The organism is Synechococcus sp. BO 8801, assembly GCF_002252675.1.
In the GTDB taxonomy this organism is placed as follows: Bacteria; Cyanobacteriota; Cyanobacteriia; order PCC-6307; family Cyanobiaceae; genus Cyanobium.
This window is the reverse complement of sequence record NZ_NQKY01000004.1, coordinates 1-25,306: the sequence shown is the minus strand read 5'-3', so window position 1 is coordinate 25,306 and position 25,306 is coordinate 1. Positions and strand designations below refer to the sequence as shown.

The window sequence follows — 25,306 nt, the reverse complement described above, 5'->3', positions numbered from 1 at the left end:
ATCAGCGCAGGTCGCGTTTCAGCACGGCATAGAGGTAATCCGGGGATTTGTAGCGGCTGGGAAGGCAGATATGGAGCTGCTCCAGGCGGCTCCAGCAGACCGTCTTCTGAATCGCCTCCATGGTGCGGCCCTCCTTCAGCAGGAGCCGCATCGCCTTGCAGTAAAGGGAATATTTCGCCTCCAGCTCTCCGATCGTGGGGGGCTGACCCTGGACCTGGGGCATGGCGGAAGGGGGCACCCGGGTTTTGCAGGGGTGCTGCTCCACTCTACGAGCTGGCCAGTATCCCCTCGACGTCCGGCGCCAGGGTCGTTGGGGCATGGCCGAGGGTGGCGGCCTGGTCATCGCTGAGCCGCCCGGCTGCGTGCAGCACCGCGGTGATGCGGGCGATGTCGAGCACGGCGTGGCAGCGGTAGCCCGCCCGGGCGAGCCGCTCGCGGGCGCTGGTGTCGGCCCGGCCGCCGTGGTCGATGAACACCACCACGTCCTCCACCTCCAGGCCGGAGCTTTCCAGCTTGGCGATGCCCTCGAGCACGCTGTTGCCGGTGATCAGGATGTCGTCCACCACCACCACCCGGTCGCCCTCCTCGAAATCCCCTTCGATCAGGCGGCGGGCCCCGTGGGCCTTCACCTCCTTGCGGGGATAGAGGAGGGGTTTGTGCAGCTGCAGCGACAGCCCGGTGGCGGTGGGCAGGGAGCCGTAGGGAATGCCGGCGATGCGGTCGAAGACCAGCTCCCCGAGCTGGCCGGCGTAGGCGTGCAGCACCCGGTGGAACAGGTTGGGATCGGAGATGATCTGGCGCAGATCCACGTAGTAGTTGAAGACGGCTCCCGAGGCCTGCACGTAGTCGCCGAACAGCAGGCAGCCGATGTCGAACAGGTCGAGGATCAGGCTGGCCAGGGGATCGCCGGAGCCATCGGCGTCCGCGCCGGCCCCGGCATCGGCGCCGCCGTCCGGGCGACGCTCCGGCAGCCACAGGCTGCAGGCCTCGCCCTGGTCCGGCGCCCGCCGCTCCAGCCAGCGGTCCCGGCGCTCGCTGATCCGCTGCTTGAGGGCGGCGGCGCGGACGGCGATGTCGTCCTCCACCAGCAGGTTCTGGGGCAGGGGCATCAGCAGGCCGTCGGCGGCCGGACTCAACCCGGCCTCCAGCAGGGCGTCGAGGCGATCCTCCTCGCCCCAGAGGCTGCGCAGGATCAGGAACCGTTCCGGGGCCTCCTGGCGCACCCGGGCCAGGATCGCCGGGTCACTGGTGCCCACCTCCAGCAGCAGCTGGTCGGGGGTGGCCCAGAGCTGGCACTCCCGCACGATGCGCAGATAGAGGGGATCGCTCTCGTTGGGGTGGTGCTGCAGGACCCGGGCGGCCGCGTTGGAGCTGTGGCAGGTGATCACCACCGCCTTGTCGGGATACAGCAGGAACGGGGCGGCGATGTCCTGGCCGGCCAGGGGGGAGAGGGTGACGCCGTCGGCGCCCAGTTCGCGGAACAGGTAGTGGGCCAGCGCCGAGGAGCTGTTCAGGTCCCCGTGCTTGGTGTCGATGATCAGGGGGATGTCGAGCGGCACCAGCTCCCGCACCTCCCGCAGCAGTTCCAGTCCCACCGGGCCGAGGGCCTGGTAGAAGCCCAGGCTGGGCTTGTAGGCGCAGACGTGGTCGGCGGTGGCCTCCACCACCGCCTTGATCCAGTGGCGGGCCTGGGAGAGAAACGAACGGCCACCCATGCCGCGGCGATGGGCCCAGGCCTGCAGCATCTCCGGGTTGGGATCGAGGCCGGTGACCAGCAGCGACTGACGGGCGGCGATGGCGTCGGTGAGCTGGACGAAGAAGCCCATCGCGCGGGGGGTTGGTGCCCAAGGTGCTAAGGCGAGGGCCGGCGCCTGCGCGAGGGGGTGACACAGGACTTATTGATCCCCGTGCCCCGCCGGCTGCCTCAGCTCAGCCCTGCAGTTCGGCGTACGCGGGGCTCCAGCGGCAGGCCTCCAGGCGCGCGAGGGCGGCCTCGGGGGTGGCGGCCCGGCGGGCCAGCCCCTCCCGCACCGCCTGGATCGCCACTGCTTCGGCCACCGCCCGCGACACCGCCTGAACGGCGGCCAGGGGGGGCATCAGGGGGGCGTCGGGATCGGTCGCGGCCGGAATCACCCCGGCCAGGGCTTCGATGCTGGCATCGATCATGGCGTCGCTCACCTCGGTGGCTCCCACCGCCACGGCGCCGTAGCCCAGGCCGGGGAACACGAAGCAGTTGTTGCACTGACCGATCACCCGTTCGACCGGCTCGCCCGCGCTGCCGGCGCAGACCACCGGTGGGAAGGGGCTGCCGGTGGCCACCAGGGCCCGGCCGCGGCTCCAGCGCAGCAGGTTCTCCGGGGTGATCTCCGCCAGGGGGGTGGGATTGGACAGGGGCAGAACGATTGGCCGCCCGCCGTCGGCGCAGAGGGCTTCCACCACCGCCTGATCGAAGGCCCCGGCGGCGGTGGAGGTGCCGATCAGCACCCCCGGCCGCACCGCCTCGATCACCGCCAGCAGGCCCGGGCCCGGGCCTTCGGCCGGCGCCGCCGTCCCGAACCGTGCCGCCAGCAGCTCGGGCCCCTTCGCGAACGGTTGGGCGCCGCCGGACAGGCCCGGGGTGCCGGTGTGGATCAGCCCGTCGCGGTCGATCAGCCAGAGGCGGTCGGCGGCCTCGGCGGCCGAAAGCCCCTGGCGCTGCAGCAGGCGCCAGAGCCGTTCGGCGATGCCGCAGCCGGCGCTGCCCGCCCCGAAGATGACGATCGGCTGGTCGACCAGCCCGCGCCCGAGGCCCCGCAGGCCCGCCAGGATCGCCGCGGCGGCCACGCTGCTGGTGCCCTGGATGTCGTCGTTGAAGCTCGGCACCCGGTGCCGGTAGGCCTCCAGCACGGGGCGGGCGTGGGCGGCGCCGAAGTCCTCCCAGTGCACCAGGGCGCCGGGGCAGACCGCCTGCACCGCGGCGATGAAGCGGTCGAGGAAAGCGGTGTAGGCCTCCCCCTGCAGCCGGGGCCGGCGCAGGCCGGGGTAGCAGGGATCGGCCAGCAGTTCGGGCCGGTCGGTGCCCACGTCGAGCATCACCGGCAGGCCCCGGGCCGGATCGAGCCCGGCGCAGAGGGTGTACACCGCCAGCTTCCCCTGGCAGATCTGGATGCCCCCCACCCCCTGGTCGCCGATGCCGAGGATCCCCTGGGCGTCGGTGACCAGGAGCAGGTCCGGAGCCTGGCCGGCGGGGCCGCCGCAGGCCTGGGCCAGCAGCTCCTCGAGCCGCTCCTGCTGAGTGGCCGCCAGGTAGATCCCCTGGCTGGGGCTGCGGTAGGTGTGGCTGAAGTGCTGGATCGCCTGCCCCACGGTGGGGGTGTACACGATCGGCATCGCCAGCTCGATGTGGTCGGCGAGGAAGCGGTGGAACAGGGTGACGTTCCGCTCCCTCAGGGTCTGGAGATAGGCGTAGCGCTCCAGGTCGCTGCCCATGGCGCCGAAGGCCAGCCGGCAGCGCTCCACCTGGGCCTCGATCGTCTCCACCTGCCAGGGCAGCAGGGCCTCCAGCCCGAGCGCCCGCCGCTCCTCCCGGCTGAAGGCGGTGCCCTTGTTGAGCAGCGGATCATTGAGCAGCTCGGCGCCCCGGAGGGTGGTGCTCCGCTGGCGACGGGGTTCGGCGACCACGGCGTGCTCCTGGTTCCGCTGGTGCCCCCATCATCCACGGGCTGCCGGGCGAGAGTGTTCGCCGCAGGCGCCTCCCAGCCTGCCGGCAGCCCATCGGCAGGTCCTCCGTTCAGCCCCCCGCGAAGCCCCCATGAAGATCGTGCGCTACGAGGATCCAGCCGGCGCTATCCACCTCGCCTGCCGCCATGCCGACGGCAGCCTGGAGCGCCTGGCGGGCGATCTGTTCGGCGCCCTGGAGCCCACGGGCGAGCCGGCGGCGGCGCGCAGGATCCTGGCCCCCCTGGAGCCACGGGCCATCCTCTGCATCGGCCTCAACTACCGCCGCCATGCCGCCGAGACCGGCGCCACGATCCCCACCTGGCCGGTGCTGTTCATGAAGGTGCCGGGGGCGGTGCAGCATCCGGAGGCGCCGATCACCCTGCCCACCACCTTGGCCAGCCACCAGGTGGACTACGAGGGGGAGCTGGCGGTGGTGATCGGCCGCACCTGCCGCAACGTGCCCCGCTCCGAGGCCCTGGGGGTGGTGCTGGGCTACACCTGCGCCAACGACGTCAGCGCCCGCGACTGGCAGAAGCAGCCCCAGCTCGGTGGCGGCCAGTGGTGCCGCGGCAAGAGCTTCGACACTTTCGCCCCCCTGGGCCCAAGCCTGGTGACCGCTGCGGCGATCCCCGATCCCCAGACCCTCACTCTGGAGACCCGCCTCAACGGGGAAACGGTGCAGGCGGCGAGCACCGCCGACATGATCTTCACCGTGGCGGAGATCATTGAATTCCTGAGCGCCAGCACCACCCTGGCGGCCGGCACCGTGATCCTCACCGGCACCCCGAGTGGTGTCGGCATGGCGGCCGATCCGCCCCGCTGGCTGCGCCGCGGCGATACGGTCGAGGTGGAAATCGAAGGCATCGGCGTGCTGCGCAATCCGGTGCTGGAGGAGTCCACCCCAGAGCCGGCCCGCTGAGGGCCTCTCCCCCGTCGCGCCCCATGAAGCTGCCCGCCGCCTGGACCTGCCAGCCCGCCAGGGCCGCCGGCTGCGGCGGCTATCGCCACTTCGCCGTGCTGGGCCAGCGGGGCCGTGGCCGGGAGCGCACCGTGGAGCTCCAGGCGGTGCTGGACCCCGGCTTCCGGCTGCTGGTGCCCACCGGCGAGCTCCGCGACCGCGCCGCCTGGCTGCCGGGCTGGCAGCGCCTGCCTCGCGAAGAGGAACTGCCCGTAAACTTCGACAACTCCACAGCGGACCTGTGACCTTCAACGGAACCCTGGAGGAACTTCAGTCGCTGGTCGAGGGCCTCGGCTGTTTCGGTCACTGGGTCCACGAAGGGGCCTTCGAGATGCTCGTCATCGAGGACGGCGAATCGAACCTGCGCCTCAACTGGTGGCCCGGCACCGGCACCCTGATGCTGGTGGGGGACCCGGCCCAGCGCAGGGACCTGGAGCCGCGGCTGAAGGAGGCCCTGGCCGGTCGCGCCTGAGCTCAGTCCTTCACCACCAGCTCCGTGGTGCCGCTGCGGCGCAGCAGATCGCCGAGCACCAGCAGGTCGTTGCCGTGGATCAGCCCGATGCAGCCGTCGGTGCCGCTGCTCCGCCCCCGGCCGGCGCTGGGGTCGTGGTGGATCCCCAGGCCCCGGCGGGCGGTGGGGAAGGCGGGCTCCAGGCCGATCCAGAGGAAACGGCCCAGCTCCACATCATCGGTGGGCGCTACAGGGGTGATCTCGGTGACGGCATAGCGTCCCCGCGGCAATGGGGCCTTGCTGCCGAGACGATGGCGGTCGCCCTCCTGGCGCCGCATCCGGCCCACCAGGGCCTCATAGGCCCGCGCCGGCTGGCCCGGGAGCAGCAGCTGCAGTTCCCAGATCGGATCGCCGGTGACGGGCAACTGGCGGTCGGTGCGCACCAGCACCATCCGGCCACCACCGGCCGCCACCGCCTGGGCGGCCTGGGTGGCCTGGGCCGAGGGGGCGGGGGCGGCCAGCACCAGGCCCAGGGCCCAGGCGAGGACCAGCGGGGCCTGGCCGGTGGAACGCTTCATGGACAGCACGGGACCAGCGCCCGTGTTACTGCCCCGGTACGGGTGCCACAAGGGCGGGGCAGCCAGCCATCGAAGACGCACCGTGCAGGTTAAGGTCCGTTCGTCCTGGTCCCGGCTGATCGTCACCAGGGCCGGTGCGAACAGGAACACCGTGTCCCCCAGCCGCTCCGACTGACCGTCCAGCGCGAAGACGCCGCCGGAGACGAAATCGATGGTGCGCTGGGCCTCCTCCGGCGCCATGGCACTGAGGTGCAGCACCACGGTCTTGAACTGCTGCACCGCCAGCACAGCCTCAACGGCCTCCTCAAAGCGGCCCGGTGTCATCACCACCACCTCGTGAAACCAGGTGCCGAAGGGGGTTTCCATCGCTCCAGGTTGCCTCAGCCCGCCCCCGCCAGCCAGCGGCAGAGTGTGAGCCTCCGGTGAGAACCGGCTCAGGCGACCAGGGCGATGGCGTCGATCTCCACCCGGGCGCCCTTGGGCAGGGCCGCCACCTGGACGCAGGCGCGGGCCGGAGCGACGCCCTCGCTGAAGAGACCGGCGTAGAGGGCATTCACGCGGGCGAAGTCGTCGAGGTCGACCAGATACACCGTGGTGCGCACCACCTGATCGGGACCGCAGCCGGCGGCCGCCAGCACCGCCTGGAGATTGCTCAGCACCTGGCGGGTCTCGGCCTCCACGTCGCCATCCCCCACCAGCACCCCGCTCACCGGGTCGAGGGCGATCTGGCCGGAGCAGTAGAGAACCCCGCCGGCGAGCACGGCCTGGTTGTAGGGACCCACCGGCGCGGGGGCCTCCGGGGTGTTGACCGGATGAGACAAGGGGCTGTGCCTTTGGTCACCTCCGCCAGCGCTGGAACTCATGACGGGTAAAAATGCGGGACTGGGATCTTATGGCCTACTCCAACACCATCGCCACGACCATCGTCACGCCGTCCACCGCCGCCGCCACGGCCGTCACCCCCGGGGATGTCACAGGCCCCGGCGCCCACGTCCGCATCGAGGACCTCTGGTACCGCTACCCGGGCCGCGACGTCTCCACCTGGACCCTCCAGGGGATCGACCTCGTCCTCGGGGCCGGCGAGCTGGTGGGGCTGCTGGGGCCCTCCGGTTGCGGCAAGACCACCCTGCTGCGCCTGATCGCCGGCTTCGAGCGCCCTGGCCGCGGCACCATCCGCATCGGCGGCCAGACGGTGGCGGGCCCGGATCGGCTGCTGCCACCCGAGCGGCGGGGTGTGGGCATGGTGTTCCAGGACGATGCCCTCTTCCCCCATCTCGATGCCTGGCGGAACGCCTGCTTCGGCCTGCGCCGCGGCCAGGACACCGCCCGGGTGGCCTGGCTGCTCGATCTGCTGGGTCTGGGCGGCCTGGAGCGCCGCTACCCCCACGAGCTCTCCGGCGGCCAACGCCAGCGCCTGGCCATGGCCCGCGCCTTGGCGCCGTCCCCCTCGGTGGTGCTGCTCGATGAGCCCTTCTCCAACCTGGATGTGGAGGTGCGGCTACGGCTGCGCAGCGAGCTGCCCGCCGTGCTGGCCCGCTGCGGCGCCAGCGGCCTGATGGTGACCCACGATCCCGAGGAAGCCCTGGCGATCTGCGACCGGGTGGGCGTGCTCCGCGACGGGGTGCTGCACCAGTGCGCCCCGCCGCGGGAGCTGGTCGACCAGCCCGCCACCGCCTTCGTCGGCCAGTTCGTGCTCCAGTCCAACCTGTTGCCGGCCACCTGGCGCGGCCGGCGGCTGCAGACCGTCCTCGGCGAGCTCGAGCCGCTCTCCGGGGGGTACGACGGCTCCGGGGGGTCCGGGGCCGTTGAGGTGATGGTCCGCCCCCAGGCCCTGGAGTTCCTGCCCGGGGACGATGGATCCGCCTGGATCAGCGGCAGGGAGTTCCTCGGCCGAGAGTGGCTTTACCAGGTGCAGCTCGGTGACCAGCGGCTGCGCTGGCGGGCGCCCCTGGAGGCCGACCACCCCCATGGCCGCCGGGGACGGCTGCGGTTCCGTGCCGGCGAGTCGGCGCTGCTGTTCCCCGGTGGCCGGCCGCTGGTGACGCTGCCCTCGGGTCACAACGCCGGGCTCAGCTCCCCTGGCTGACCCAGGGGGCTGGCGGGCGCCGCAGCAGCAGCAGGGTGGCGTCGTCCTCGAGGTGGTTGCTGCTGGTGAAGCCCCGCAGGCTCTGGCGCAGGCCATCGATCAGGGCATCGAGCGGGGCCTGGCCCGTCTCCGCAAGCAGGCGCTGGCACCCTTGGACGCCGAAGGGTTCGCCGGCGATGTTCTCCGCCTCGGTGACGCCGTCGGTGTAGATCATCAGCAGGTCGCCCTGTTCCAGCTGCAGGGCCTGGCTCCGGTAGGTCCGGCCGGGAAACACACCCAGCAGGGCCCCGCGGGGGAGCGGGATCGGATGGCTCTCCCCAGCGTGCAGCAGCAGGGGCGGGCAATGGCCGCCGTTTGAGTAGCTGAACTGGCCGGAGGTCAGATCCAGAAAGCCACAGAACATCGTCACGAAGAGGCTCGCCTCGTTGCCCTCGCTGAGGGTGTCGTTGAGTCGTTGAAGAACGGCATCCGGCGAGGACTCCGTGTTGGCCAGCACCCTGAGCAGGCCGACCGTGCGGGCCATGAACAGGGCGGCTCCGAGACCATGGCCGGAGACGTCGCCGATGCAGAGGAACAGTCGGTTGCTGTCGACGAAGAAGGCATCAAAGAAATCTCCGGCCACGGTGGTGGCCGGCTCCATCAGGCTGGCGAGCTCGATTCCCGGATGCTCGGCGAACAGACGTCCCTGCGGCGGCAGCATGGTCCGCTGCAGGTCACGGGCCAGGTCCAGTTCCTTGCGCAGATGGGAGAGTTCCAGGGCTTCCCGCTGGGCCTCCAGGGTCAGCTGGTTGGTCAGCCGGGTGCGCTCCACCAGGGAGATCATCATGTTGCGCGCGACCCCGGGGAGCTGCACCATGTGCGACCAGAACACATGCTGCGGAATCCTCAGCACGATCGCATCATCTTCGGCACGCACCAGCGCCGAGGCCGGTCGTCCGTCGATGGCGGAGAACTCGCCGATGCACTGGCCGACGGGAATCGCCATCCCCTTGCCCCGATAACCATCGGCGCCCAGATGAACCGAGACGGTTCCGGCGACGATGATGAAGATGTCGGCGTTCGTTTGTCCTGGGCTGAGCAGCACATGGCCCGGAGCCAGGGGCAGCAGCTCACAACGGCTGACTGCCGCCTTCAGGTGCTTTCTCTTGACATTCCGAAACAGCGGGATTTTCTTGTAGGGAAGGGAGGCTTTTTTGGACAGGTCCAGGGAGAGCGAGGGCTCAACGCTCATGCCGATCAGGGGCTTTTCAACCAGCGGATGCTGAGCTTAAGCACGTTCCTGTCCCCCTCCCGCCGATAGCTGCATTCATCCATGAATCGATTCACCAGCAGCAGTCCCAACCCGCCGGGCTCCGCCTCCTGAAGGGTGCGGGGCAAGGGCTCGCGGCTGAAGGACAGGGGGTCGAAGGGAGCTCCCGCATCGCTGATGGTCAAGGTGGCGAGGCCACGGTCGTCGCCACCTTCGTCGCCATCGACCCGCTCCAGGGTCAGCTGCACCGGGCAGCTGGACGCTCTGGCGCCGCCATGGTCGATGAGATTGGCCAGAACCTCGTTGAGGCAGAGGTCGAGCTTGCCGCTGGAAGCTGCGGGGACATCCAGCCGCTGGCAGGTGGCCTGGAGCCAATCCGAGCAGCGCCGCAGTTCCAGTGGGTTGGGCTGCAGCAACAGGCTGAGGGTTTCGGGCAGGGGCGGCGCCATCGCAGCGGTCTCAGGCCAGCACGTCCCGTTCGGCCTGATCCGCATCAAAGACCATCGGAATCACGTCATCGATCCCTGTGGACTCCAGCGTCGCCTGCACCAGCTCGTTGCCGCCAAGGAGAATCACCATGCGGCCACCTTTCTGATCCAGGGCCCGGGCGCTGGAGATGATGCTGCGAATCCCGATGGAAGCGAGAAAACTGACTTCCCGGAGATCAAGAATCACCGGCAGAGGTTTGATGGCGGTCAGGGAGGTGAGCTTCAGGGAAATCTCTTCCATGCCGAGCATGTCGAGGCGGCCGGAAAGAACAACCCTACGCAGCTTCGTCGAACCGTCGGCCTCCAGGACATCATCCGATCGGATTGAAGCCGTTTCCATCCTGTCCGCTGGAAATTCAACCTGATGAGATTACCTGTCGAGGGCCATCACCTGACAATGCAAACAGGGCGTTGTGTCGCACAACACATTCGGTTTCGCCGCTCATCCAGCCCAGTCATTTTTGCTGCGGCGCAGATCGGCCAGTTCCCGGGGATCCGCCGCCCGCAGGAACAGGTTGGTGCGGCGCTCCTCGCCGATGCTGCTGGGGATGGTGGGTCCGGCCTGGGCACGGGTGAGCAACACCGCGGCCAGCCGTTCGGCGATGGCCCCGTCCCCGGGCCGCTGCGCCGCCGCCCAGCGCAGGTTGGCCTCGGTGTACTCATGGGCGCACCACACCCGGGTGGTCTCCGGCAGGGCGGCCAGCCGCTGCAGGGAACGGTGCATCTGCTCGGGGGTTCCTTCGAACAGCCGGCCGCAGCCAGCGGCGAACAGGGTGTCCCCGCAGAACAGCTCCCCCTGCAGGGGCAGGTGGAAGGCGATGTGGGCGCGGGTGTGGCCCGGCACCGCCAGCACCTCCACCGGCTGACCCAGCAGGGTGAAGTGATCGCCGTCCGCCACCCCCCGGGTCTGGAAGGGGATCCGCTCCCGGTCGTCGCGGGCCGCCACCACCTCGGCCCGGGGCCATTCCCGCAGCAGGGCGGGGGTGCCACCGATGTGATCGCTGTGGTGGTGGGTGTGCAGCACGGCCACCAGCTCCAGGTGCCGCTGCTTCAGCCAGGCGATCGCCGGCTCCGCCACCGCCGGGTCCACCAGCACCGCCCGCCGACCGTCGTGGAGCACGAACAGGTAGTTGTCCCGCAGCACCGGCAGCAGCGCCACCTGCAGGGGCTCCGGTAGTGGCGCCGGGGCTCCGGCTGCGACGGCGGCTTCGGCATGATCCGGCATCGTTACAGTCCAGGTTGCTGCTGGCTTCCATGATCACCGCGAACCAGCGGTCCCCGATCACCGTCGCCCTGGCCAAGGGCGCCCTGCTGAAGGACTCGGTGCGCCGCTTCCAGTCGGCCGGCCTCGATTTCTCCGCCCTGCTGGAGGAGGACAACCGTCTGCTGATGGTGCCCAGCCGCTGTGGCACCGCCCGGGCCCTGCTGGTGCGCAACGCCGATGTGCCCGTCTATGTGGCCTACGGCCAGGCCCAGCTCGGGGTGGTGGGGTACGACGTGCTGCGGGAGCACCAGCTGCCGGTGGCCCAGCTGGTGGATCTGGGCTTCGGCGGCTGCCGTATGGCGGTGGCGGTGAAGGCGAGCAGCGGCTACCGCCGCGCCGCCGACCTGCCGGCCCACTGCCGGGTGGCGAGCAAGTTCACCCGCTGCGCCGAAGCCTTCTTCGAGCAGCTGGATCTGCCGGTGGAGCTGATCCATCTCACCGGCTCGGTGGAGCTCGGGCCGATCACGGGGATGTCCGAGGCGATCGTCGATCTGGTGGCCACCGGCCGCACCCTGCGGGACAACGGCCTGGTGGCGATCGAGGACCTGTTCAGCAGCACGGCCCGGCTGATCGGTCATCCCCTGGCCCTGCGGCTCGATGACGGCACCCTCCAGGGCCTGGTGGAGCGCGTCGCTGCCGCCCAGGTGCCGGCCCGATGAGCAGCCTCGATGGCCAGCGACTGCGGCGCCTGCTGCCCTACCTGGGCCGCGATCGCAAGCGGCTGCTGCTGATTCCCCTGGCCCTGGCGGCCTCCGTGCAGCCGCTGCTGGTGGGCCAGGTGATCTCCAAGCTCCGGGGCGAGGAGGTGCTGCCCTGGCTGACCCCCCTGTCGGTACCGACGGCCCTGCGGGTGCTGGTGGCGATGCTGCTGGCGGCGGTGCTGCTGCGCCTCTCCCTCCAGGGCACCCAGACCTACAACGTGCAGGTGGTGGGCCAGCGCCTCACGGCGCGCATCCGCGACGACCTGTTCCGCCATGCGATGGCCCTGTCGCTGCGCTTCCACGACCGCACGCCGGTGGGCAAGCTGCTCACCCGCCTCACCAGCGACGTCGATGCCCTGGCCGAGGTGTTCGGCAGCGGTGCGGTGGGGGTGCTCTCCGATCTGGTCACCCTGCTGGTGATCGGGCTCACCATGCTCTCCATTGAGTGGCGCCTGGGGCTGCTGCTGCTCGTCAGCCAGGTGCCCGTCACCCTCGGTGTGCTCTGGCTCCAGGGCCGCTACCGCAAGGCCAACTACCGGGTGCGCGAGGAGCTGGGCCAGCTCAACGCCGACCTCCAGGAAAACCTCCAGGGTCTGGAGGTGGTGCAGATGTTCCGCCGCGAGGCCGTCAACGGCCAGCGCTTCTCCCACACCACCGACGCCTACCGCCGGGCGGTGACGGGCACGATCTTTTACGACAGCGCCATCTCCGCCTTCATCGAGTGGGTGGCCCTGGCGGCCGTCGCGATGGTGCTGGCCCTCGGCGGCGCCATGGTCACCGGTGGGGCGATGGGCCTGGGCACCCTGACCACCTTCATCCTCTTCTCCCAGCGGGTGTTCGACCCCCTGCGCCAGCTGGCGGAGCGCTTCACCCAGATCCAGGGGGGCCTCACGGCGGTGGAGCGCATCGGCGAGCTGCTGGAGCAGCCGATCGAGATCGCCGATCTGCCCACCAGCCAGCGCAGCGCCGCCGCCATGGTGTCGGGGGCGGAACGGTTCAGCCCCGGCGAGGTGGAGTTCGAGAACGTCTCCTTCGCCTACCGCCCCGACGACCCGATCCTCACCGATCTCTCCTTCCGCATTGCCCCCGGTGAGCACGTGGCGATCGTGGGGCCCACCGGATCCGGCAAGACCACCGTGATCCGCCTCCTCTGCCGGCTCTACGAACCCCAGCAGGGAACCATCCGCCTCGATGGCGTCGACATCCGCGAGCTGCCGATCGCCACCCTGCGCCGCCGCCTGGGGGTGGTGCTGCAGGACACGTTCCTGTTCAGCGGCAACGTGGCGGAGAACCTGCGCCTCGATGCGGCCATCAGCGATGAGGATCTGGAGCGCCTCTGCAGCGACCTCGGCCTCGGCCCCCTGCTGGCCCGGCTGGGCGATGGCCTGGCCTCCGAGCTGCGTGAGCGGGGCGGCAACCTCTCCTCCGGTGAGCGCCAGTTGCTGGCGGTGGCGCGGGTGGCGATCCGCGACCCGTCGGTGCTGGTGATGGACGAGGCCACGGCCTTCATGGATCCCTCCACCGAGGCCACCCTGCAGCGGGACCTCGACACCCTGCTCAGCGGCCGCACCGCCATCGTCATCGCCCACCGCCTGGCCACCGTCGAGGCCGCCGACCGGATCCTGGTGCTGCGCCGCGGCCGCCTGATCGAGGAGGGCAACCACCGCGAACTGCGGGCCGTCGGCGGGCTCTACGCCCAGCTGGCGGAGCTGCAGGAGAAGGGACTGGCCACGCTCTGAGGCCCGGGCGGCTCGGACGACAGGCCCAGGTCGTCCGCCAGCCAGGCGTCGATCAGGGCCGCCAGCGCGCGGGGGTTCTCGAGCATCGGCAGGTGGCCCAGCCCGGGAAGGATCGCCAGCTGGTGGTCGGGGCTGTAGCCGGCCAGGTGGCGCACGTAGCGGGGCTCCATCACCTGGTCGCGGCTGCCGGCGAGCCAGAGGCTGGGCACCGTGAGGGCGGCGGCCAGCCTGGGCAGCTGACGCACGGCGCCCCGGTTGGTGCTGCAGGCCAGCAGCCCCCGGGCGGCGCGGACGTCCGCCAGCAGCGGGCTGCGGATCGCCTCCGTGCCCGGCAGACGGGCCAGCCAGGACGGCCGCCAGCGCAGGAAGGCGGCCCCGCCGCGGCGCACCCGGGCGAAGGGGCGGGGCTGGAACACACCGCCCCCGGCCGCGATCTGCACCAGGCCCCGCAGCTGTCCCCCCAGCAGGGGCGCCGCATGCAGCGCCACGCTGCCCCCCAGCGAGTGACCCAGGAGCACCACCGGTCGCCCGGCGGCTTCCCGCTGGACGGCCTCCGCCAGCCAGCGCCCGTAGCTGGCCAGGCTGGCCTGCAGCCCCCGGGGCCGGTCGCTGCCGCCGAATCCGGGCAGATCGGGGCACCACAGCGTCCAGCGGGGCGCCAGTTCCCGCTGGAGCGGGTGCCAGAGACGTCCCGCCAGCAACCAGCCATGCACGCCCACCAGCAGGGGGGACCCAGGCGTCACCGGAGCGGCCTGGGTCCGATCGGAGCCGGTGGAGGGGACGCTCAGGACGAGGGCCGCGTCGATCCCCCACCCTGCCGCAGTCCGGCCGGCATCCGTCAGGATCTTCAGAACGCGTAGCCCTCTCGCCGTGCCCGGGACCCTTCCGCTGATGACCGACCTCTACGGGCCCGGCCATCGCCTCTGCGCCTGCCCCAACCCCAGCCTGGAGCTGGTGCTCAGCCAGGCCCGGCCGATCGACCTGATCGAGCTGGAAGCGCTCTGCGATGCCGTGGGCTGGAGCCGCCGCCCGCTGCGGCGCGTGCGCAAGGCCCTCCAGCACAGCCTGCTCCAGGTGGGGCTCTGGCGCCATGACGCCCGCCTGCCGCGGCTGGTGGGCTTCGCCCGCTGCACCGGCGACGGGGTGGTGGAGGCCACGGTCTGGGATGTGGCGGTCCATCCCCGCTACCAGGGAGCCGGGCTGGGCAAGGAGCTGATGGACTACGTGCTCGAACAGCTGCGGGCCATGGGCATCGACCGGGTGAGCCTGTTCGCCGACCCCGACGTGGTGGGCTTCTATGCCGCTCAGGGCTGGGAGCTGGAGCCGCTGCAGCGTCGCTGCGCCTTCTGGTACGCCCCCTGAGGGGCGGGCCCGTAGTAGCGGGCGGCCAGCTGCTCCACCGGGGTGCCGCGGCGCCAGTCGCGGCGCAGGCGGGCATTGGCCAGCATCGTCTGCCACACCCCCAGCCGTCGCCAGCGCCGGCCGTTGACCCGCAGGGCGGGCGCCAGGAGGGCGATCCTGGCCAGGGGCCGCAGCCGCTGCACGAACTCCACGTCCTCCATCAGGGGCAGCGGGGCGATCCCGCCGGCGGCATCGTGCAGGCGCCGGGCCAGCAGCAACCCCTGGTCGCCGTAGGGCAGCTGGCGCCAGCGGCTGCGCAGCTCCACCGCCAGCTCCACCAGGCGCAGGGCCGGATCGTCGCCGGCGATGCGCAGCCGGAAGGCCCAGGCGGTGGACGCACCGCCGCCGATCGCGGCGGCCAGAGCCTCGGCCCATCCCGGCGGCAGGCGCACGTCCGCGTGCAGCAGCAGCAGCCACGGGGCCGTGCTGCGGGCCACCCCGGCGGCCAGCTGGCCGCCGCGGCCACCACCCTGGTGGAGCACCAGCGCGCCAGCCAGGGCGGCCAGCCGCGGGGTGGCATCGGTGCTGCCCCCATCCACCACCAGCACCTCCCGGACCAGGGCGGGCGCCGTGGCCAGATCGGCCAGCAGCGCCGGCAGGCCCTGGGCCTCGTCACGGGTGGCGATCACCACGCTCAGGGGCGGGCTCATCGCCAGCGGTCCAGGTCGGCGGGACGGTCGAGATCGTGGCGCTCCGCCAGCAGGGCCGTGCTCAGGCCCGAGCGATGGGCCAGCTGCAGGGTCTCCTCCAGCACCCGGTCGCTGCCCCAGTCGATGCCGCTGAACACCTGGGGCGTCGCCCGGCGCCGGCCGATCAGCCAGTAGCCCCCGTCGCCGGCGGGACCCAGCACCAGGTCGCTGTGCTCGAGCGCCTGGAATGCGGCCAGCAGGTCGTCGGCCGCCAGCTCCGGCAGGTCGCTGCCGATCAGCACCACCGCGGCGGCCCCCTCCCGCCAGCCGCGCCGCATCTGGCGCTGCATCCGCAGGCCGAGGCTGCCCGGTCCCTGGTCCACCACCCGGTCGACACCGAGCCGGCGCCCCCAGCGGCCCGCGGCCCCGGGGCCCAGACCACTGGTCGCCAGCACCAGCCGCAGCCCGGCCCCGGGGCGTCCATCGCAGTCGGCCGCGGCCATTCCCCGGCGGGCTTCGGCCGCGGCGGCCAGCCCGTGCTGGGTGAGGCGGGCCTGGATCGCGGCCGCCCGCCCCGTCCCCACGCCGGGGACGAGACGGCTCTTGCAGCGACCCGGCGCCGGCCAGCGGGCCAGCATCACCAGCTGGGGCGGCCCGGTCCCCCGGCCGTTCGGCGGTCTCAACCCTCGCGCGGCAGTTCGGCGGGACGAACGGTGAGGTTCTGCCGGGAGCCGTTGCGCTGCACGGTGATCGTCAGCGGCTCGCCCACCCTGCCCCGGTCGACGGCCAGCTGCACCTCCGAGGCGTTCTTCACCGCCTTGTCGCCCACCTTCTCGATCAGGTCGCAGGGCTTGAGGCCGCCCCGGGCCGCCGGGCTGTTGTCCATCACCTCGACCACCACCACGCCGTTCACCTCCGGCAGGCGGCACTCGTTGGTGGTGGCGTTGATCTCCTTGGCCAGCTGGGGCGTCAGGGCCTGCAGGCGCACGCCGATGTAGGGGTGGCTGGCGTAGCCGCGCTCGAGGATCTGGGCGGCGATCTGGCGGGCCGTGTTGATCGGGATCGCGAAGCTCAGGCCGGCCCCCGGCGCCTGGCGGATGGCGGTGTTGATGCCGATCACCTGGCCCCGGTCGTTGATCAGGGGACCGCCGCTGTTGCCGGGGTTCACGGCCGCATCGGTCTGGATGTAGGGCACGCGCTGGCCCTCACCGACGGCGTTGGTGCGCTGGATGGCGCTGATGATCCCGGCCGTGACCGTGTTGTCGAGGCCCAGGGGGTTGCCGATGGCGATCGCCCATTCCCCCGGCCGCACCTTGTTGGAGTCGCCCAGGGTGGCGACCGGCAGCTTGGAGGCCACCACCTTCACGACCGCCACGTCGGTGAGGGGGTCGGCCCCCAGCACCTTGCCGGTGAAGCTGCGGCCGTCGGGGAGGGTGACGCTCACCTCGCTGGCGCCCTCGACCACGTGGGCGTTGGTGAGCAGCACCCCGTCGGAGCGGGTGATGAAGCCCGATCCCTGGCCCTGCTGCTGCTGGATCGCCGGACCGCGGCCGAAGATCCCCCCGAGGGGGTTCACGGTGCGCTTGACAGTGTCGATGCGCACGACCGCCGGACCGGCCTTCTCGACGGCATCGACGATCACCGAGCTGCTGGGCTGCAGCGTCGGCGCCGGAGAGGCATCACTGATCGGGGGCTGCTCGGGCTGGCGCACCCCCGGCAGGGCCAGACGGGTGCCGGTGCAGGAGGTCAGCAGGCCTGCCGTGGCCGCCAGCAGGGTGAGGCGTGACAGGAAACGGGGCTGGACCATCGGAGGTGGGCGGTCGGCGCTGAAGGATTCATTAAAGACGAACCTCCGGGCCGGGGATGTCTATATTCGGCAATCGCGTCGTGGGCTCCTGGTGCAGCAGGGTGATCAGCTGTGGCACCGGGTGAGCCAGGATCTTCAGGGCAGGCTCAGCAAGCCCACCTACGAGACCTGGATCCGTCAGGCCCGTTGCCGCGACTACTCCGACGGGCTGCTGCGCCTGGAGGCCCCCAACAGCTTCGCCTGCGGCTGGCTGCGCAAGAACTATCTGGTGATGATCGCCGCGGTGGCCAGCGAGCACGCCGGTCGGCAGGTGCGGGTGGAGGTGGAGGTGGCCCCCGATGCCGAACCCCTGGGCGCCCCCCCGGAGCTGGTGGGCGAGAACGGCGCCGGCGCGCCCACGCCGCCGCCGCCGGCCGCGGCCCCCGAGCGGCCCCAGGCCTCTCCGTCCGCCGGTACCGCCGGCGCCGCCCGGCCCCTGCCCGGCCCCCTGCGCCCCGGGGCGGGCCTGAACACCCGCTACGTGTTCAACCGCTTCGTGGTGGGGGCCAACAGCCGCATGGCCCATGCCGCCTCCCTGGCGGTGGCCGAGGCCCCGGGCCGGGAGTTCAACCCCCTGTTCATCTGCGGCGGGGTGGGGCTGGGCAAGACCCACCTGATGCAGGCCATCGGCCACTACCGGCTGGAGATCGATCCGGAGGCGCGGGTGTTCTACGTGAGCACCGAGACCTTCACCAATGACCTGATCCAGGCCATCCGCAAGGACGGCATGCAGGCCTTCCGGGACCGCTACCGGGCCGCCGACCTGATCCTGGTGGACGACATCCAGTTCATCGAAGGGAAGGAATACACCCAGGAGGAGTTCTTCCACACCTTCAACGCCCTGCACGAGGCGGGCCGCCAGATCGTGATCGCCAGCGACCGGCCCCCCAGCCAGATCCCCCGGCTCCAGGAGCGGCTGATCTCCCGCTTCTCGATGGGGCTGATCGCCGACATCCAGATCCCCGATCTGGAGACCCGGATGGCGATCCTGCACAAGAAGGCGGAGGCCGAGCAGGTGGCCCTGCCCCGGGAGCTGATCCAGTACATCGCTGGCCGCTTCACCTCCAACATCCGCGAACTCGAAGGGGCCCTCACCCGGGCGGTGGCCTTCGCCTCGATCACGGGCCTGCCGATGACCGTGGAATCGCTGGCGCCGATGCTCGATCCGGTCGGCAACGAGGTGGCGGTCACCCCCCAGCAGGTGCTGGAGAAGGTGGCCGAGGTGTTCGAGGTCCGCATCGAGGAGATGCTCAGCCCCAGCCGCAAGCGGGCCGTGAGCCAGTCGCGCCAGGTGGGCATGTACCTGATGCGCCAGAACACGAACCTCTCGCTGCCGCGCATCGGCGAAGCCTTCGGCGGCAAGGATCACTCCACCGTGATGTACGCGGTGGAGCAGGTGGAGAAGAAGCTCAGCAGCGATCCCGCCCTGGCCAGGCGCGTGCAGCAGGTGCGGGACCTGCTGCAGATCGCCTGCCGCCAGCGCCGCTGAGGCTCAGCCCGCGCCGGTGAGGGGCCGGGCCGGATCCAGCCCTTCCACTTCCCCGTGGAACACCCGGCTGGCGGTGATGTCCTCGGCCTCGATCGTCATCAGGTCGGTCTTGGTCAGGGCCCGGCCCATGCCGCTGAACAGGCGGTTGGCCTGGCGCATGCGGGAGCGGTCGATGGCGTTGCGGATCGAGCGGGCATTGGCGAAGAAGGGCAGCTGCATGCGGCGCTGGATGTACTCGGCGAAGGCGGCGGCGGCCTCGGGGCTGAAGCGGTAGTTCTCCGCCGCCAGGATCAGCTGGGCGATCGCCAGGAGCTCGCTGGCGGTGTAGTCGGGGAAGTCGATGTGGTTGGCCACCCGCGAGGAGAGGCCCGGATTGCTCTGGTAGAAGACGTCCATCCGCTCCTTGTAGCCGGCGAAGATCACCACCAGGTCGTTGCGGTTGTTCTCCATCACCTGCAGCAGGATCTCGATCGCCTCGGCGCCGTAGTCCCGCTCGTTCTCCGGCCGGTAGAGGTAGTAGGCCTCGTCGATGAACAGCACGCCGCCCATCGCCTTCTTGAGCATCTCCCGGGTCTTGGGGGCGGTGTGGCCGATGTACTGGCCCACCAGATCGTCGCGGGTGGCCGTCACCACATGGCCCTTGCGCACATAGCCGAGCCCGTGCAGGATCTTCGACATCCGCGCCGCCACCGTCGTCTTGCCGGTGCCGGGCCGGCCGGTGAACGACATGTGCAGGCTGGGGGGCGCCGTGTCGAGGCCCACCTGGGTGCGGGCCCGGTTGATCACCAGCAGGGCGGCGATCTCCCGGATCCTGGCCTTCACCGGCCGCAGACCGATCAGTTCCCGGTCGAGCTGGTCGAGCACCTCCTTGATGCCGGCGGCGTCATAGGCCGCCCGCAGATCCACCAGCGTCGACTCCAGAGGCGAGGAGCCGTCCTCCCCGTCGGACGCGGCGCCCTCAGAGGAGACCATCGATGGCCTTCGCGAAGGTTTCCTCCGGCTCGCCGATGGGGTCCTCGTCGGCTTCGGCGCGGACGGTGAGGTTCACGTAGGTGCGCCCGAAGCTGATGTCGGGGAAGCGGCCCTCCTGCTCCGAGAGCCCGTTCAGGCGCTCCAGGAAGACGCGGGTGCTTTCGTAGTCGTCGAACTCGATGCGGCGCTCGAGCCGATCGGGTCGTGGCCGACGGGTCCAGGGCTGATCCATGGGTCCGACCCTAGATCAGCCCGGATCGTCGAGGCAGTCGGTGCGGGCCACGCAGAGGCGGGCGGCCCAGGCGGCGGCGTGGGCGCGGTTGGCGGCCTGTTCCACCGGCGCCTGGGTCGTGAGCGGGTGGGGGAAGGTGCCGGCGATGGCCGCGTTGGTGACGCAGAACATCGCCTTCTGGAAACTCATGCAGATCTTCACCCGCATGTCCCCGTCGCCGCGGATGCCGCTCAGGTAGCGGTTGCGCAGCCGTTCGGGGAGGTGGCGGTACATGTCCTGCATCAGCAGGCTGGGGGGGATGCCCGAGCCCATGGTGGGCAGCGGGTCGGCGTAGAGGGCGCCGTACATGAATTTGGCCTGGTCGGGGGAGATCTGCTGGGCCTGGGCGTTGAAGGACACCGTGCCCAGGAACGGGGTGCCGCGCAGGAACACCGCCTCCACGTAGGGCACGGCCACATCCCCCAGGAAGGTGAGACCGGCCTCGGGGGGAAGCACCCAGAAGGAGGTGCCGCCGATCTCCACCGCATAGGTGATCGGCGCCCCGGCCGCCGCCACCAGGCCCTCCTTGATGAACGTCACCACCGCGGCGATCGAGTCGACGCGCCCGTCCCGCTCGGCCCGGGCCAGATCCAGGAACAGATCGCTCATCACCCGCCAGAACTGGCCCAGGGCATGGGTGGTGGCGGCCGAGCGGATCAGTTCCGTGAGGAACTGGGGGAACAGCGGGTTGAGCGCCGCCAGCAGGGGATCGCGGCGGGTTTTGCGGGCGACGATGGCGGCGCAGTTGGCCGCGAACGCTTCGCTGTCGAGATAGGCGTCGAGGCCGCCGGTGCCGTGCCAGAGCATCGCCTTCTGGCAGTACTCGGCGTATTCGAAGTTGATCCGGTCGTGCAGCAGGTGGCGCCAGATCTTCGCCGGGCTGAGGTCGCCGTCGAGGAAGCGGAACACCGGGAAGGGGTTCAGGAACTGCTTCTCGGCCTGGTAGATGAGATTGATGCTGTAGGCATCCAGCACCTCGCCGTAGCTCTCCAGCACGTCCACCACCTGGGCCAGGTGATCGGGGGACTCCGCCAGCAGGGTCTGTCCGGCCAGCAGGGTCTCCACCAGATCGCCGCTGCTGGGGCGGCCCCCGGCGTAGGTGAGGGGCGGTTTGGGGGAGCGGGGGATCGGTCTCATGACACCAGACCTCCGCCCTGGAGGGCCGCCACCAGCGCCGGCAGCTGGGCCATGGCGGTGGTGGCCTGTTCGCTGAGCCGGCCCAGGCCGAAGGGCAGCACCCCCAGGGCCACCACGCCGCTGGCCAGGGCCAGGGCGGGCAGGGTCTCCCGCAGGGCCACCGCCGGCAGTCGCACCTCCAGGCGGGAGTCCGCCACCGGATCGCCGCTCGGGGGGGTCACCGCCAGGCGGCCGAAGAAGGCCCGGTTGACGAGCAGCAGGAAGTACACCGCCGTCAGACCGGAGCCCACCATGCAGAGCAGGGTGGCCACCGGGAAGGCGGCCAGGCTGCCGCGGAACACCAGGAATTCGGAGATGAAGCCCGCCATGCCGGGCATGCCGGCGCTGGCCATCACCCCCAGGATCATCAGGGTGCCGGTGAAGGGCAGGCCCCGCTCGGGGTTGAGCAGGCCGCGCAGCACCTCCAGGTCCCGGGTGCGGGTCTTGCGGTAGACGATGCCCACCAGCAGGAACAGCAGGGCGGAGATCAGCCCGTGGCTGACCATCTGGAAGACGGCCCCCAGCATGCTGACCGGGGTGGCCGCCGCCGCCGCCAGCAGGATGTAGCCCATGTGGCCCACCGAGCTGTAGGCCACCATCCGCTTCATGTCCCGCTGGGCGATGGCCGCCAGGGAGCCGTACAGCACCGATACCGCCGCCCAGCCCGCCAGCCAGGGGGCGAGCAGGGCCCAGGCCTCAGGGAACATCCCCAGGCAGAAGCGCAGCAGGCCGTAGGTGCCCAGTTTCAGCAGCACGCCCGCCAGCAGCACCGACACCGGCGTGGAGGCCTCGGTGTGGGCGTCGGGCAGCCAGGTGTGGAACGGCACCAGGGGAATCTTGATGGCGAAGCCGATCAGCAGCGCCCCCAGCAGCGCCAGCTGGGTGCCCATGCCCAGCTGGGCGGTGGTGACGGGGTGGATGCCGAAATCAGCCTGGCCGGTGAACAGGGAGAGGCCGAGGAAGGCCCCCAGGATCAGCACCCCGGAGACGGCCGTGAAGATCAGGAACTTGGTGGCGGCGTAGCCCCGGTTGGCGCCGCCCCAGATGGAGATCAGCAGCCAGAGGGGAATCAGCTCCAGCTCATAGAAGAGGAAGAACAGCAGCAGGTTCTCGGAAAGGAACGCCCCGTTGACGGCCCCGCTGATCGTCAGCAACAGGGCGAAGTAGAGCCGGGGGCGCTGGCTGAGGTCGCGGGTGCAGATCCCCGACACCAGGGTGAGGGCGGCGTTGACGAGCACCAGGGGCATGGCCAGGCCATCGACGCCCAGGCGGTAGTCGAGGCCGATGCTGTCGACCCAGGCGAAGGACTCCTGCAGCTGCAGGCCCGCCTGGCCGGGGTCGAAGGCCAGCAGCACCCGCAGGCTCCAGAGCAGCTGCAGGCCCAGCAGGGCCAGGGCGGCGCGGCGGATGCGCTCGGTGGCCAGTTCCCCCGGCCAGCAGAGCAGGCCGAGGGCGCCGAAGAAGGGAATCAGCAGCAGGGCGCTCAGCATCGTCCGATCAGCCCCCGAGCCAGGAGAGGCTGCCGACCAGCAGCACGATCGCGGCCACCACCGTGAAGACGTAGGTCTGCAGCCGGCCGCTCACCCCCAGCTTGAGACTCTCGGCCGAGCCCATCGAGACGGCGGCGATGCGGTTGACCATGCCGTTGACCACCAGCTGGTCGAAGCCGTTGGTGATCCGGGCCAGGCCGGCCACGAAGGCCACGATCGTGGCCCGGTAGATGCGGTCGGTGTAGAAGTCGAAGGCCAGCAGGTCCTGCAGGACCCGCAGGGGCCGCAGCACGGAGCGGGACCAGAAGGTGTCCAGGGGGACCAGGCTGCCGACCAGCAGCCCGGCCAGGCCGCTGCCCACCAGGGCCAGGGCGGTGCCGCTCGAGAAGGCGCCGATGCCTGGAACCCGGTCGATGCGGGCCATGACGAAGGGCGTCACCAGCACCAGCACCGCGACGGTGACCATGGGCAGGGCCATCAGCCAGTTGACCTCCGGCGTCCGCCGGGTCTTGGGGTGGGGGGCACCCACGAACACCTGGCGGTAGACCCGGGTGAGGTTGAGGGCCGTCAGGGCGTTGGTGAGCAGCACCACGGCGGCGAAGAACGGGGCCCGGGAGCCCAGACCCTCCACCATCAGGCCGAAGCTCCAGAAGCAGCCGAGGGGAAGCAGGCCGGTGAGGCCCGCGGCCCCCACCAGGAAGCCGGTGGTGGTGGCGGGCATGCGGGAGCCGAGGCCCCCCAGTTCGGTGAGGTCCTGGCAGTTGGTGGTGGCGATGACGCTGCCGACGCTCATGAACAGCACGGCCTTGGCCAGGGCGTGGGAGAAGAGCAGCAGCAGGGCGATGAAGGGCTGCTGCAGGGCGATGGCGATGAACACCAGGCCCAGATAGGAGGTGGTGGAGTAGGAGCAGGCCCGCTTGAGGTCGACCTGGGAGATGGCCACCAGGGCGCCGCCGAGGGCACTGATGGTGCCCACCGCCAGCAGCACGTCGATGGCCACCGGGGAGATCAGCAGCAGCGGCATCACCTTGAGGAGCACCACGGCGCCGCAGGTCACCACCACCGAATTGCGCAGGATCGAGGCCGGATTCGGACCCTCCATCGCCTCATCCAGCCAGAGGTGCATCGGGAACTGGGCACACTTGCCCATCGGGCCGGCGATCAGGGCCAGGCCCAGCAGGGTGGCCCCCAGGGCCGGCAGGGTCTCGTTGGCCGACCAGGCGTAGAGATCGTTGAACTCCAGCGATCCGGCCCAGGCCGACAGGGTCACCACCCCCATCAGGAGCAGCACGTCCCCCACCCGCTTGGTGAGGAAGGCATCGCGGGCGGCGGTCACCACCAGGGGCTGGGCGTACCAGAAGCCCACCAGCAGATAGGTGGAGAGCGTGAGCATCTCCAGCAGGAAATAGCTCATGAACAGGTTGCTGCTCAGCACCACCCCGGCCATGGCCCCTTCGAAGAAGCCCACCAGGGCATAGAAGCGGGCCAGGGACCACTCCTTATCGAGGTAGCCGAGGGCGAACACCTGCCCCACCAGGCTCAGGCCGGTCACCAGCTCCAGGGCCGCCAGGTTGGTGAGGGACAGATCGAAGCCGATGCGCAGATCCAGATCGGCCGCCGAGAACCAGGCGATGTCGAGGTGCTGGGGACCGAGGGCCAGCACGGCGCGCAGCACCAGGCTGCCGTGCAGCACCGCCAGCAGGGTGACCAGGAGATTCAGGTAGGCGGCCGGACGGGGGCCGTTGCGCTTGATCCAGCCCGCCGCCCAGGGCAGCGACAGCAGCATGCCGCTGAACCCGTAAAGGGGAATCAGCCAGCTGAGCTGGATCGACAGGGGAAGGGTGTCCGGCAAGGGGAGGAGGGACCTCAGAAGGTGGCCCGTTGCAGGGCCCTGGACGGGACGGTGGCAAGGCTGCCGATCCAGGCGGCCAGATCTTCCCCATGCTGCTGTTCCTCGTCCCGCAGGGCACGGAAGAAGGACGCATTGTTGCCATCGCCGATCAGCAGGCAGAAGCGCATCGCTTCGCCGTAGTGCTGGATCAGGTCCTCTTCGAGCACCGCATTCAGCCGCAGCAGACCCTCCAGGTCGGCGGCGTGGGCGACCGGCCGCAGCTGGGAGGCGGCGGGGGCCACCCCCAGCTGCAGCATGCGCTGCACCAGCCGTTCGGCGTGCCGCATCTCCTCCACGGTTTCCTGGCGGAACCGTTCGGCGGCACTGGTGTCGCCCCAGAGCTCCACGAGGGAGGCCTGGGTCATGTACTGCTGCACGGCGGACAGCTCCAGACTCAACGCGCGGCCCAGGTAGCCGAGGACGCGCGGATGGGCGGCGTCCATGGGGATCAGCCCCTGCGGCCGACGCCGGAGGCTGCCAGGGCCGGCTCCACCTCGCTGTGGGGACGGGCGATGATGTGGGCCGCCACCAGGCCGTCGCCGACCCGCTCGCAGGCATCGGCGCCGGCCCGCACGGCGGCGTTCACGGCGCCGGTCTCACCGCGGACCATCACGGTGACGTAGCCGCCGCCGACGAACTCGCGGGCGATCAGGGTGACTTCCGCGGCCTTGGTCATGGCGTCCGCCGCCTCGATCGCCGGCACCAGGCCCCGGGTTTCGATCAGACCGAGGGCGATGCCGTGGATGGTGGGGGCCATGGAGGGGGTACGGGGAGTGGGGGTCTGGGGGGGGGGGGTGCCGGCGCCGCCGCTGCCGCGGCGGCTGGAGCTGGAGGCGCTGGAGCGCTGGCTGGCCGGAGCGGCGGCCTTGGCGGTGGTCCGGCGCGGCTGCCGGGTCGCCGGGCTGGAGCGGGCCGCCCGTGGGGCCCG

The 25,306-nt window shown here is 71.0% G+C and carries 28 protein-coding genes; 8 read left to right on the top strand and 20 right to left on the bottom strand.

Going from position 1 to position 25,306, the window contains the following annotated elements; all coding sequences use genetic code 11:
* Position 1 precedes the first annotated feature (1 nt).
* The 3 genes from CJZ86_RS04465 to CJZ86_RS04455 form a co-directional block, all read right to left on the bottom strand.
* Complete coding sequence (locus CJZ86_RS04465) at positions 2-223, bottom strand: DUF3136 domain-containing protein (protein ID WP_094584893.1); 222 nt, start codon at positions 221-223, stop codon at positions 2-4.
* Between the two features lie 43 nt (positions 224-266).
* On the bottom strand, positions 267-1,826 hold the full coding sequence (locus CJZ86_RS04460; RefSeq protein ID WP_094584761.1) for a bifunctional orotidine-5'-phosphate decarboxylase/orotate phosphoribosyltransferase: 1,560 nt from the start codon (positions 1,824-1,826) through the stop codon (positions 267-269).
* Positions 1,827-1,929: 103 nt separating this feature from the next.
* Positions 1,930-3,660 carry an NAD-dependent malic enzyme gene (locus tag CJZ86_RS04455; protein WP_094584760.1) on the bottom strand — a complete coding sequence of 577 codons (1,731 nt, stop codon included), beginning with the start codon at positions 3,658-3,660 and terminating at the stop codon, positions 1,930-1,932.
* 130 nt (positions 3,661-3,790) lie between these two features.
* Between CJZ86_RS04455 and CJZ86_RS04450 the strand changes: the two genes are divergently transcribed.
* The 3 genes from CJZ86_RS04450 to CJZ86_RS04440 are packed head-to-tail and all read left to right on the top strand — an operon-like array spanning position 3,791 to position 5,129.
* The gene (locus tag CJZ86_RS04450) at positions 3,791-4,618 is read left to right on the top strand and encodes a fumarylacetoacetate hydrolase family protein (RefSeq protein ID WP_094584759.1); all 828 of its coding nucleotides are present in this window, start codon (positions 3,791-3,793) and stop codon (positions 4,616-4,618) included.
* 23 nt (positions 4,619-4,641) lie between these two features.
* A complete protein-coding gene (locus CJZ86_RS04445) occupies positions 4,642-4,902 on the top strand; it encodes a TIGR02450 family Trp-rich protein (protein ID WP_094584758.1) in 261 nt (86 codons plus the stop codon).
* Positions 4,899-5,129, top strand: coding sequence for a hypothetical protein (locus CJZ86_RS04440; protein WP_094584757.1), 231 nt, complete (start codon positions 4,899-4,901; stop codon positions 5,127-5,129). Before CJZ86_RS04445 ends, CJZ86_RS04440 begins: the two co-directional genes overlap by 4 nt.
* 2 nt (positions 5,130-5,131) lie before the next feature.
* On the opposite strand, the gene CJZ86_RS17255 is transcribed toward CJZ86_RS04440, so the two are convergent.
* Both CJZ86_RS17255 and CJZ86_RS04425 read right to left on the bottom strand, forming a co-directional pair.
* The gene (locus CJZ86_RS17255) at positions 5,132-6,052 is read right to left on the bottom strand and encodes a cell division protein SepF (protein WP_233133835.1); all 921 of its coding nucleotides are present in this window, start codon (positions 6,050-6,052) and stop codon (positions 5,132-5,134) included.
* Positions 6,053-6,120: 68 nt separating this feature from the next.
* Positions 6,121-6,549 (bottom strand): Rid family detoxifying hydrolase, encoded by a 429-nt coding sequence (locus CJZ86_RS04425; protein WP_233133834.1) that lies wholly within the window; start codon positions 6,547-6,549, stop codon positions 6,121-6,123.
* A 29-nt stretch (positions 6,550-6,578) separates the two neighbouring features.
* Between CJZ86_RS04425 and CJZ86_RS04420 the strand changes: the two genes are divergently transcribed.
* On the top strand, positions 6,579-7,772 hold the full coding sequence (locus tag CJZ86_RS04420) for an ABC transporter ATP-binding protein (protein WP_233133833.1): 1,194 nt from the start codon (positions 6,579-6,581) through the stop codon (positions 7,770-7,772).
* Here CJZ86_RS04420 and CJZ86_RS04415 read toward each other — a convergent pair.
* From CJZ86_RS04415 to gloB, 4 genes are all read right to left on the bottom strand, one after another.
* Complete coding sequence (locus tag CJZ86_RS04415) at positions 7,756-9,003, bottom strand: PP2C family protein-serine/threonine phosphatase (protein ID WP_094584754.1); 1,248 nt, start codon at positions 9,001-9,003, stop codon at positions 7,756-7,758. The genes CJZ86_RS04420 and CJZ86_RS04415 overlap by 17 nt on opposite strands.
* Before the next feature lie 5 nt (positions 9,004-9,008).
* On the bottom strand, positions 9,009-9,470 hold the full coding sequence (locus CJZ86_RS04410) for an ATP-binding protein (protein ID WP_158219498.1): 462 nt from the start codon (positions 9,468-9,470) through the stop codon (positions 9,009-9,011).
* Positions 9,471-9,480: 10 nt separating this feature from the next.
* Positions 9,481-9,849: an STAS domain-containing protein gene (locus CJZ86_RS04405; protein WP_094584752.1), complete on the bottom strand. Its 369-nt coding sequence runs from the start codon at positions 9,847-9,849 to the stop codon at positions 9,481-9,483.
* A gap of 102 nt (positions 9,850-9,951) precedes the next feature.
* Positions 9,952-10,734 carry a hydroxyacylglutathione hydrolase gene (gloB, locus tag CJZ86_RS04400; protein ID WP_233133832.1) on the bottom strand — a complete coding sequence of 261 codons (783 nt, stop codon included), beginning with the start codon at positions 10,732-10,734 and terminating at the stop codon, positions 9,952-9,954.
* 29 nt (positions 10,735-10,763) lie between these two features.
* On the opposite strand from gloB, the gene hisG reads away from it, so the two are divergent.
* The gene (hisG, locus tag CJZ86_RS04395; protein WP_094584890.1) at positions 10,764-11,432 is read left to right on the top strand and encodes an ATP phosphoribosyltransferase; all 669 of its coding nucleotides are present in this window, start codon (positions 10,764-10,766) and stop codon (positions 11,430-11,432) included.
* A complete protein-coding gene (locus CJZ86_RS04390) occupies positions 11,429-13,213 on the top strand; it encodes an ABC transporter ATP-binding protein (RefSeq protein WP_094584751.1) in 1,785 nt (594 codons plus the stop codon). Before hisG ends, CJZ86_RS04390 begins: the two co-directional genes overlap by 4 nt.
* On the opposite strand, the gene CJZ86_RS04385 is transcribed toward CJZ86_RS04390, so the two are convergent.
* Complete coding sequence (locus CJZ86_RS04385) at positions 13,165-13,956, bottom strand: alpha/beta fold hydrolase (protein WP_094584750.1); 792 nt, start codon at positions 13,954-13,956, stop codon at positions 13,165-13,167. The genes CJZ86_RS04390 and CJZ86_RS04385 overlap by 49 nt on opposite strands.
* Before the next feature lie 148 nt (positions 13,957-14,104).
* On the opposite strand from CJZ86_RS04385, the gene CJZ86_RS04380 reads away from it, so the two are divergent.
* Positions 14,105-14,575, top strand: a complete 471-nt coding sequence (locus CJZ86_RS04380) for a GNAT family N-acetyltransferase (protein WP_094584889.1) — start codon at positions 14,105-14,107, stop codon at positions 14,573-14,575.
* On the opposite strand, the gene CJZ86_RS04375 is transcribed toward CJZ86_RS04380, so the two are convergent.
* The 3 genes from CJZ86_RS04375 to CJZ86_RS04365 are packed head-to-tail and all read right to left on the bottom strand — an operon-like array spanning position 14,518 to position 17,050.
* Positions 14,518-15,264 carry a TIGR04283 family arsenosugar biosynthesis glycosyltransferase gene (locus tag CJZ86_RS04375; protein WP_094584749.1) on the bottom strand — a complete coding sequence of 249 codons (747 nt, stop codon included), beginning with the start codon at positions 15,262-15,264 and terminating at the stop codon, positions 14,518-14,520. The two genes, CJZ86_RS04380 and CJZ86_RS04375, sit on opposite strands and share 58 nt — an antisense overlap.
* A complete protein-coding gene (locus CJZ86_RS04370; RefSeq protein ID WP_094584748.1) occupies positions 15,261-15,926 on the bottom strand; it encodes a TIGR04282 family arsenosugar biosynthesis glycosyltransferase in 666 nt (221 codons plus the stop codon). Before CJZ86_RS04370 ends, CJZ86_RS04375 begins: the two co-directional genes overlap by 4 nt.
* Positions 15,923-17,050 carry a trypsin-like peptidase domain-containing protein gene (locus CJZ86_RS04365; protein WP_094584747.1) on the bottom strand — a complete coding sequence of 376 codons (1,128 nt, stop codon included), beginning with the start codon at positions 17,048-17,050 and terminating at the stop codon, positions 15,923-15,925. Before CJZ86_RS04365 ends, CJZ86_RS04370 begins: the two co-directional genes overlap by 4 nt.
* A 91-nt stretch (positions 17,051-17,141) precedes the next feature.
* Here CJZ86_RS04365 and dnaA point away from each other — a divergent pair, with 91 nt between their 5' ends.
* Positions 17,142-18,578, top strand: a complete 1,437-nt coding sequence (gene dnaA / locus CJZ86_RS04360; RefSeq protein ID WP_502690417.1) for a chromosomal replication initiator protein DnaA — start codon at positions 17,142-17,144, stop codon at positions 18,576-18,578.
* A 3-nt stretch (positions 18,579-18,581) separates the two neighbouring features.
* On the opposite strand, the gene cbbX is transcribed toward dnaA, so the two are convergent.
* The 7 genes from cbbX to csoS1 form a co-directional block, all read right to left on the bottom strand.
* A complete protein-coding gene (cbbX, locus tag CJZ86_RS04355) occupies positions 18,582-19,550 on the bottom strand; it encodes a CbbX protein (RefSeq protein WP_094584746.1) in 969 nt (322 codons plus the stop codon).
* Entirely contained in the window at positions 19,537-19,782 is a 246-nt protein-coding gene (locus CJZ86_RS04350) for a 4a-hydroxytetrahydrobiopterin dehydratase (RefSeq protein WP_094584745.1), read from the bottom strand. Before CJZ86_RS04350 ends, cbbX begins: the two co-directional genes overlap by 14 nt.
* A 15-nt stretch (positions 19,783-19,797) precedes the next feature.
* The gene (locus tag CJZ86_RS04345) at positions 19,798-20,958 is read right to left on the bottom strand and encodes a CO2 hydration protein (protein ID WP_094584744.1); all 1,161 of its coding nucleotides are present in this window, start codon (positions 20,956-20,958) and stop codon (positions 19,798-19,800) included.
* On the bottom strand, positions 20,955-22,487 hold the full coding sequence (locus tag CJZ86_RS04340) for an NADH-quinone oxidoreductase subunit M (protein ID WP_094584743.1): 1,533 nt from the start codon (positions 22,485-22,487) through the stop codon (positions 20,955-20,957). Before CJZ86_RS04340 ends, CJZ86_RS04345 begins: the two co-directional genes overlap by 4 nt.
* Positions 22,488-22,494: 7 nt before the next feature.
* The gene (locus CJZ86_RS04335) at positions 22,495-24,339 is read right to left on the bottom strand and encodes an NAD(P)H-quinone oxidoreductase subunit F (protein WP_094584742.1); all 1,845 of its coding nucleotides are present in this window, start codon (positions 24,337-24,339) and stop codon (positions 22,495-22,497) included.
* A gap of 14 nt (positions 24,340-24,353) precedes the next feature.
* Positions 24,354-24,821, bottom strand: coding sequence for a ferritin-like domain-containing protein (locus CJZ86_RS04330; protein WP_094584741.1), 468 nt, complete (start codon positions 24,819-24,821; stop codon positions 24,354-24,356).
* A gap of 5 nt (positions 24,822-24,826) precedes the next feature.
* Positions 24,827-25,306, bottom strand: a 480-nt coding sequence (gene csoS1 / locus CJZ86_RS17485; protein ID WP_286145688.1) for an alpha-carboxysome major shell protein CsoS1, incomplete at its 5' end; no start/stop codon positions are given.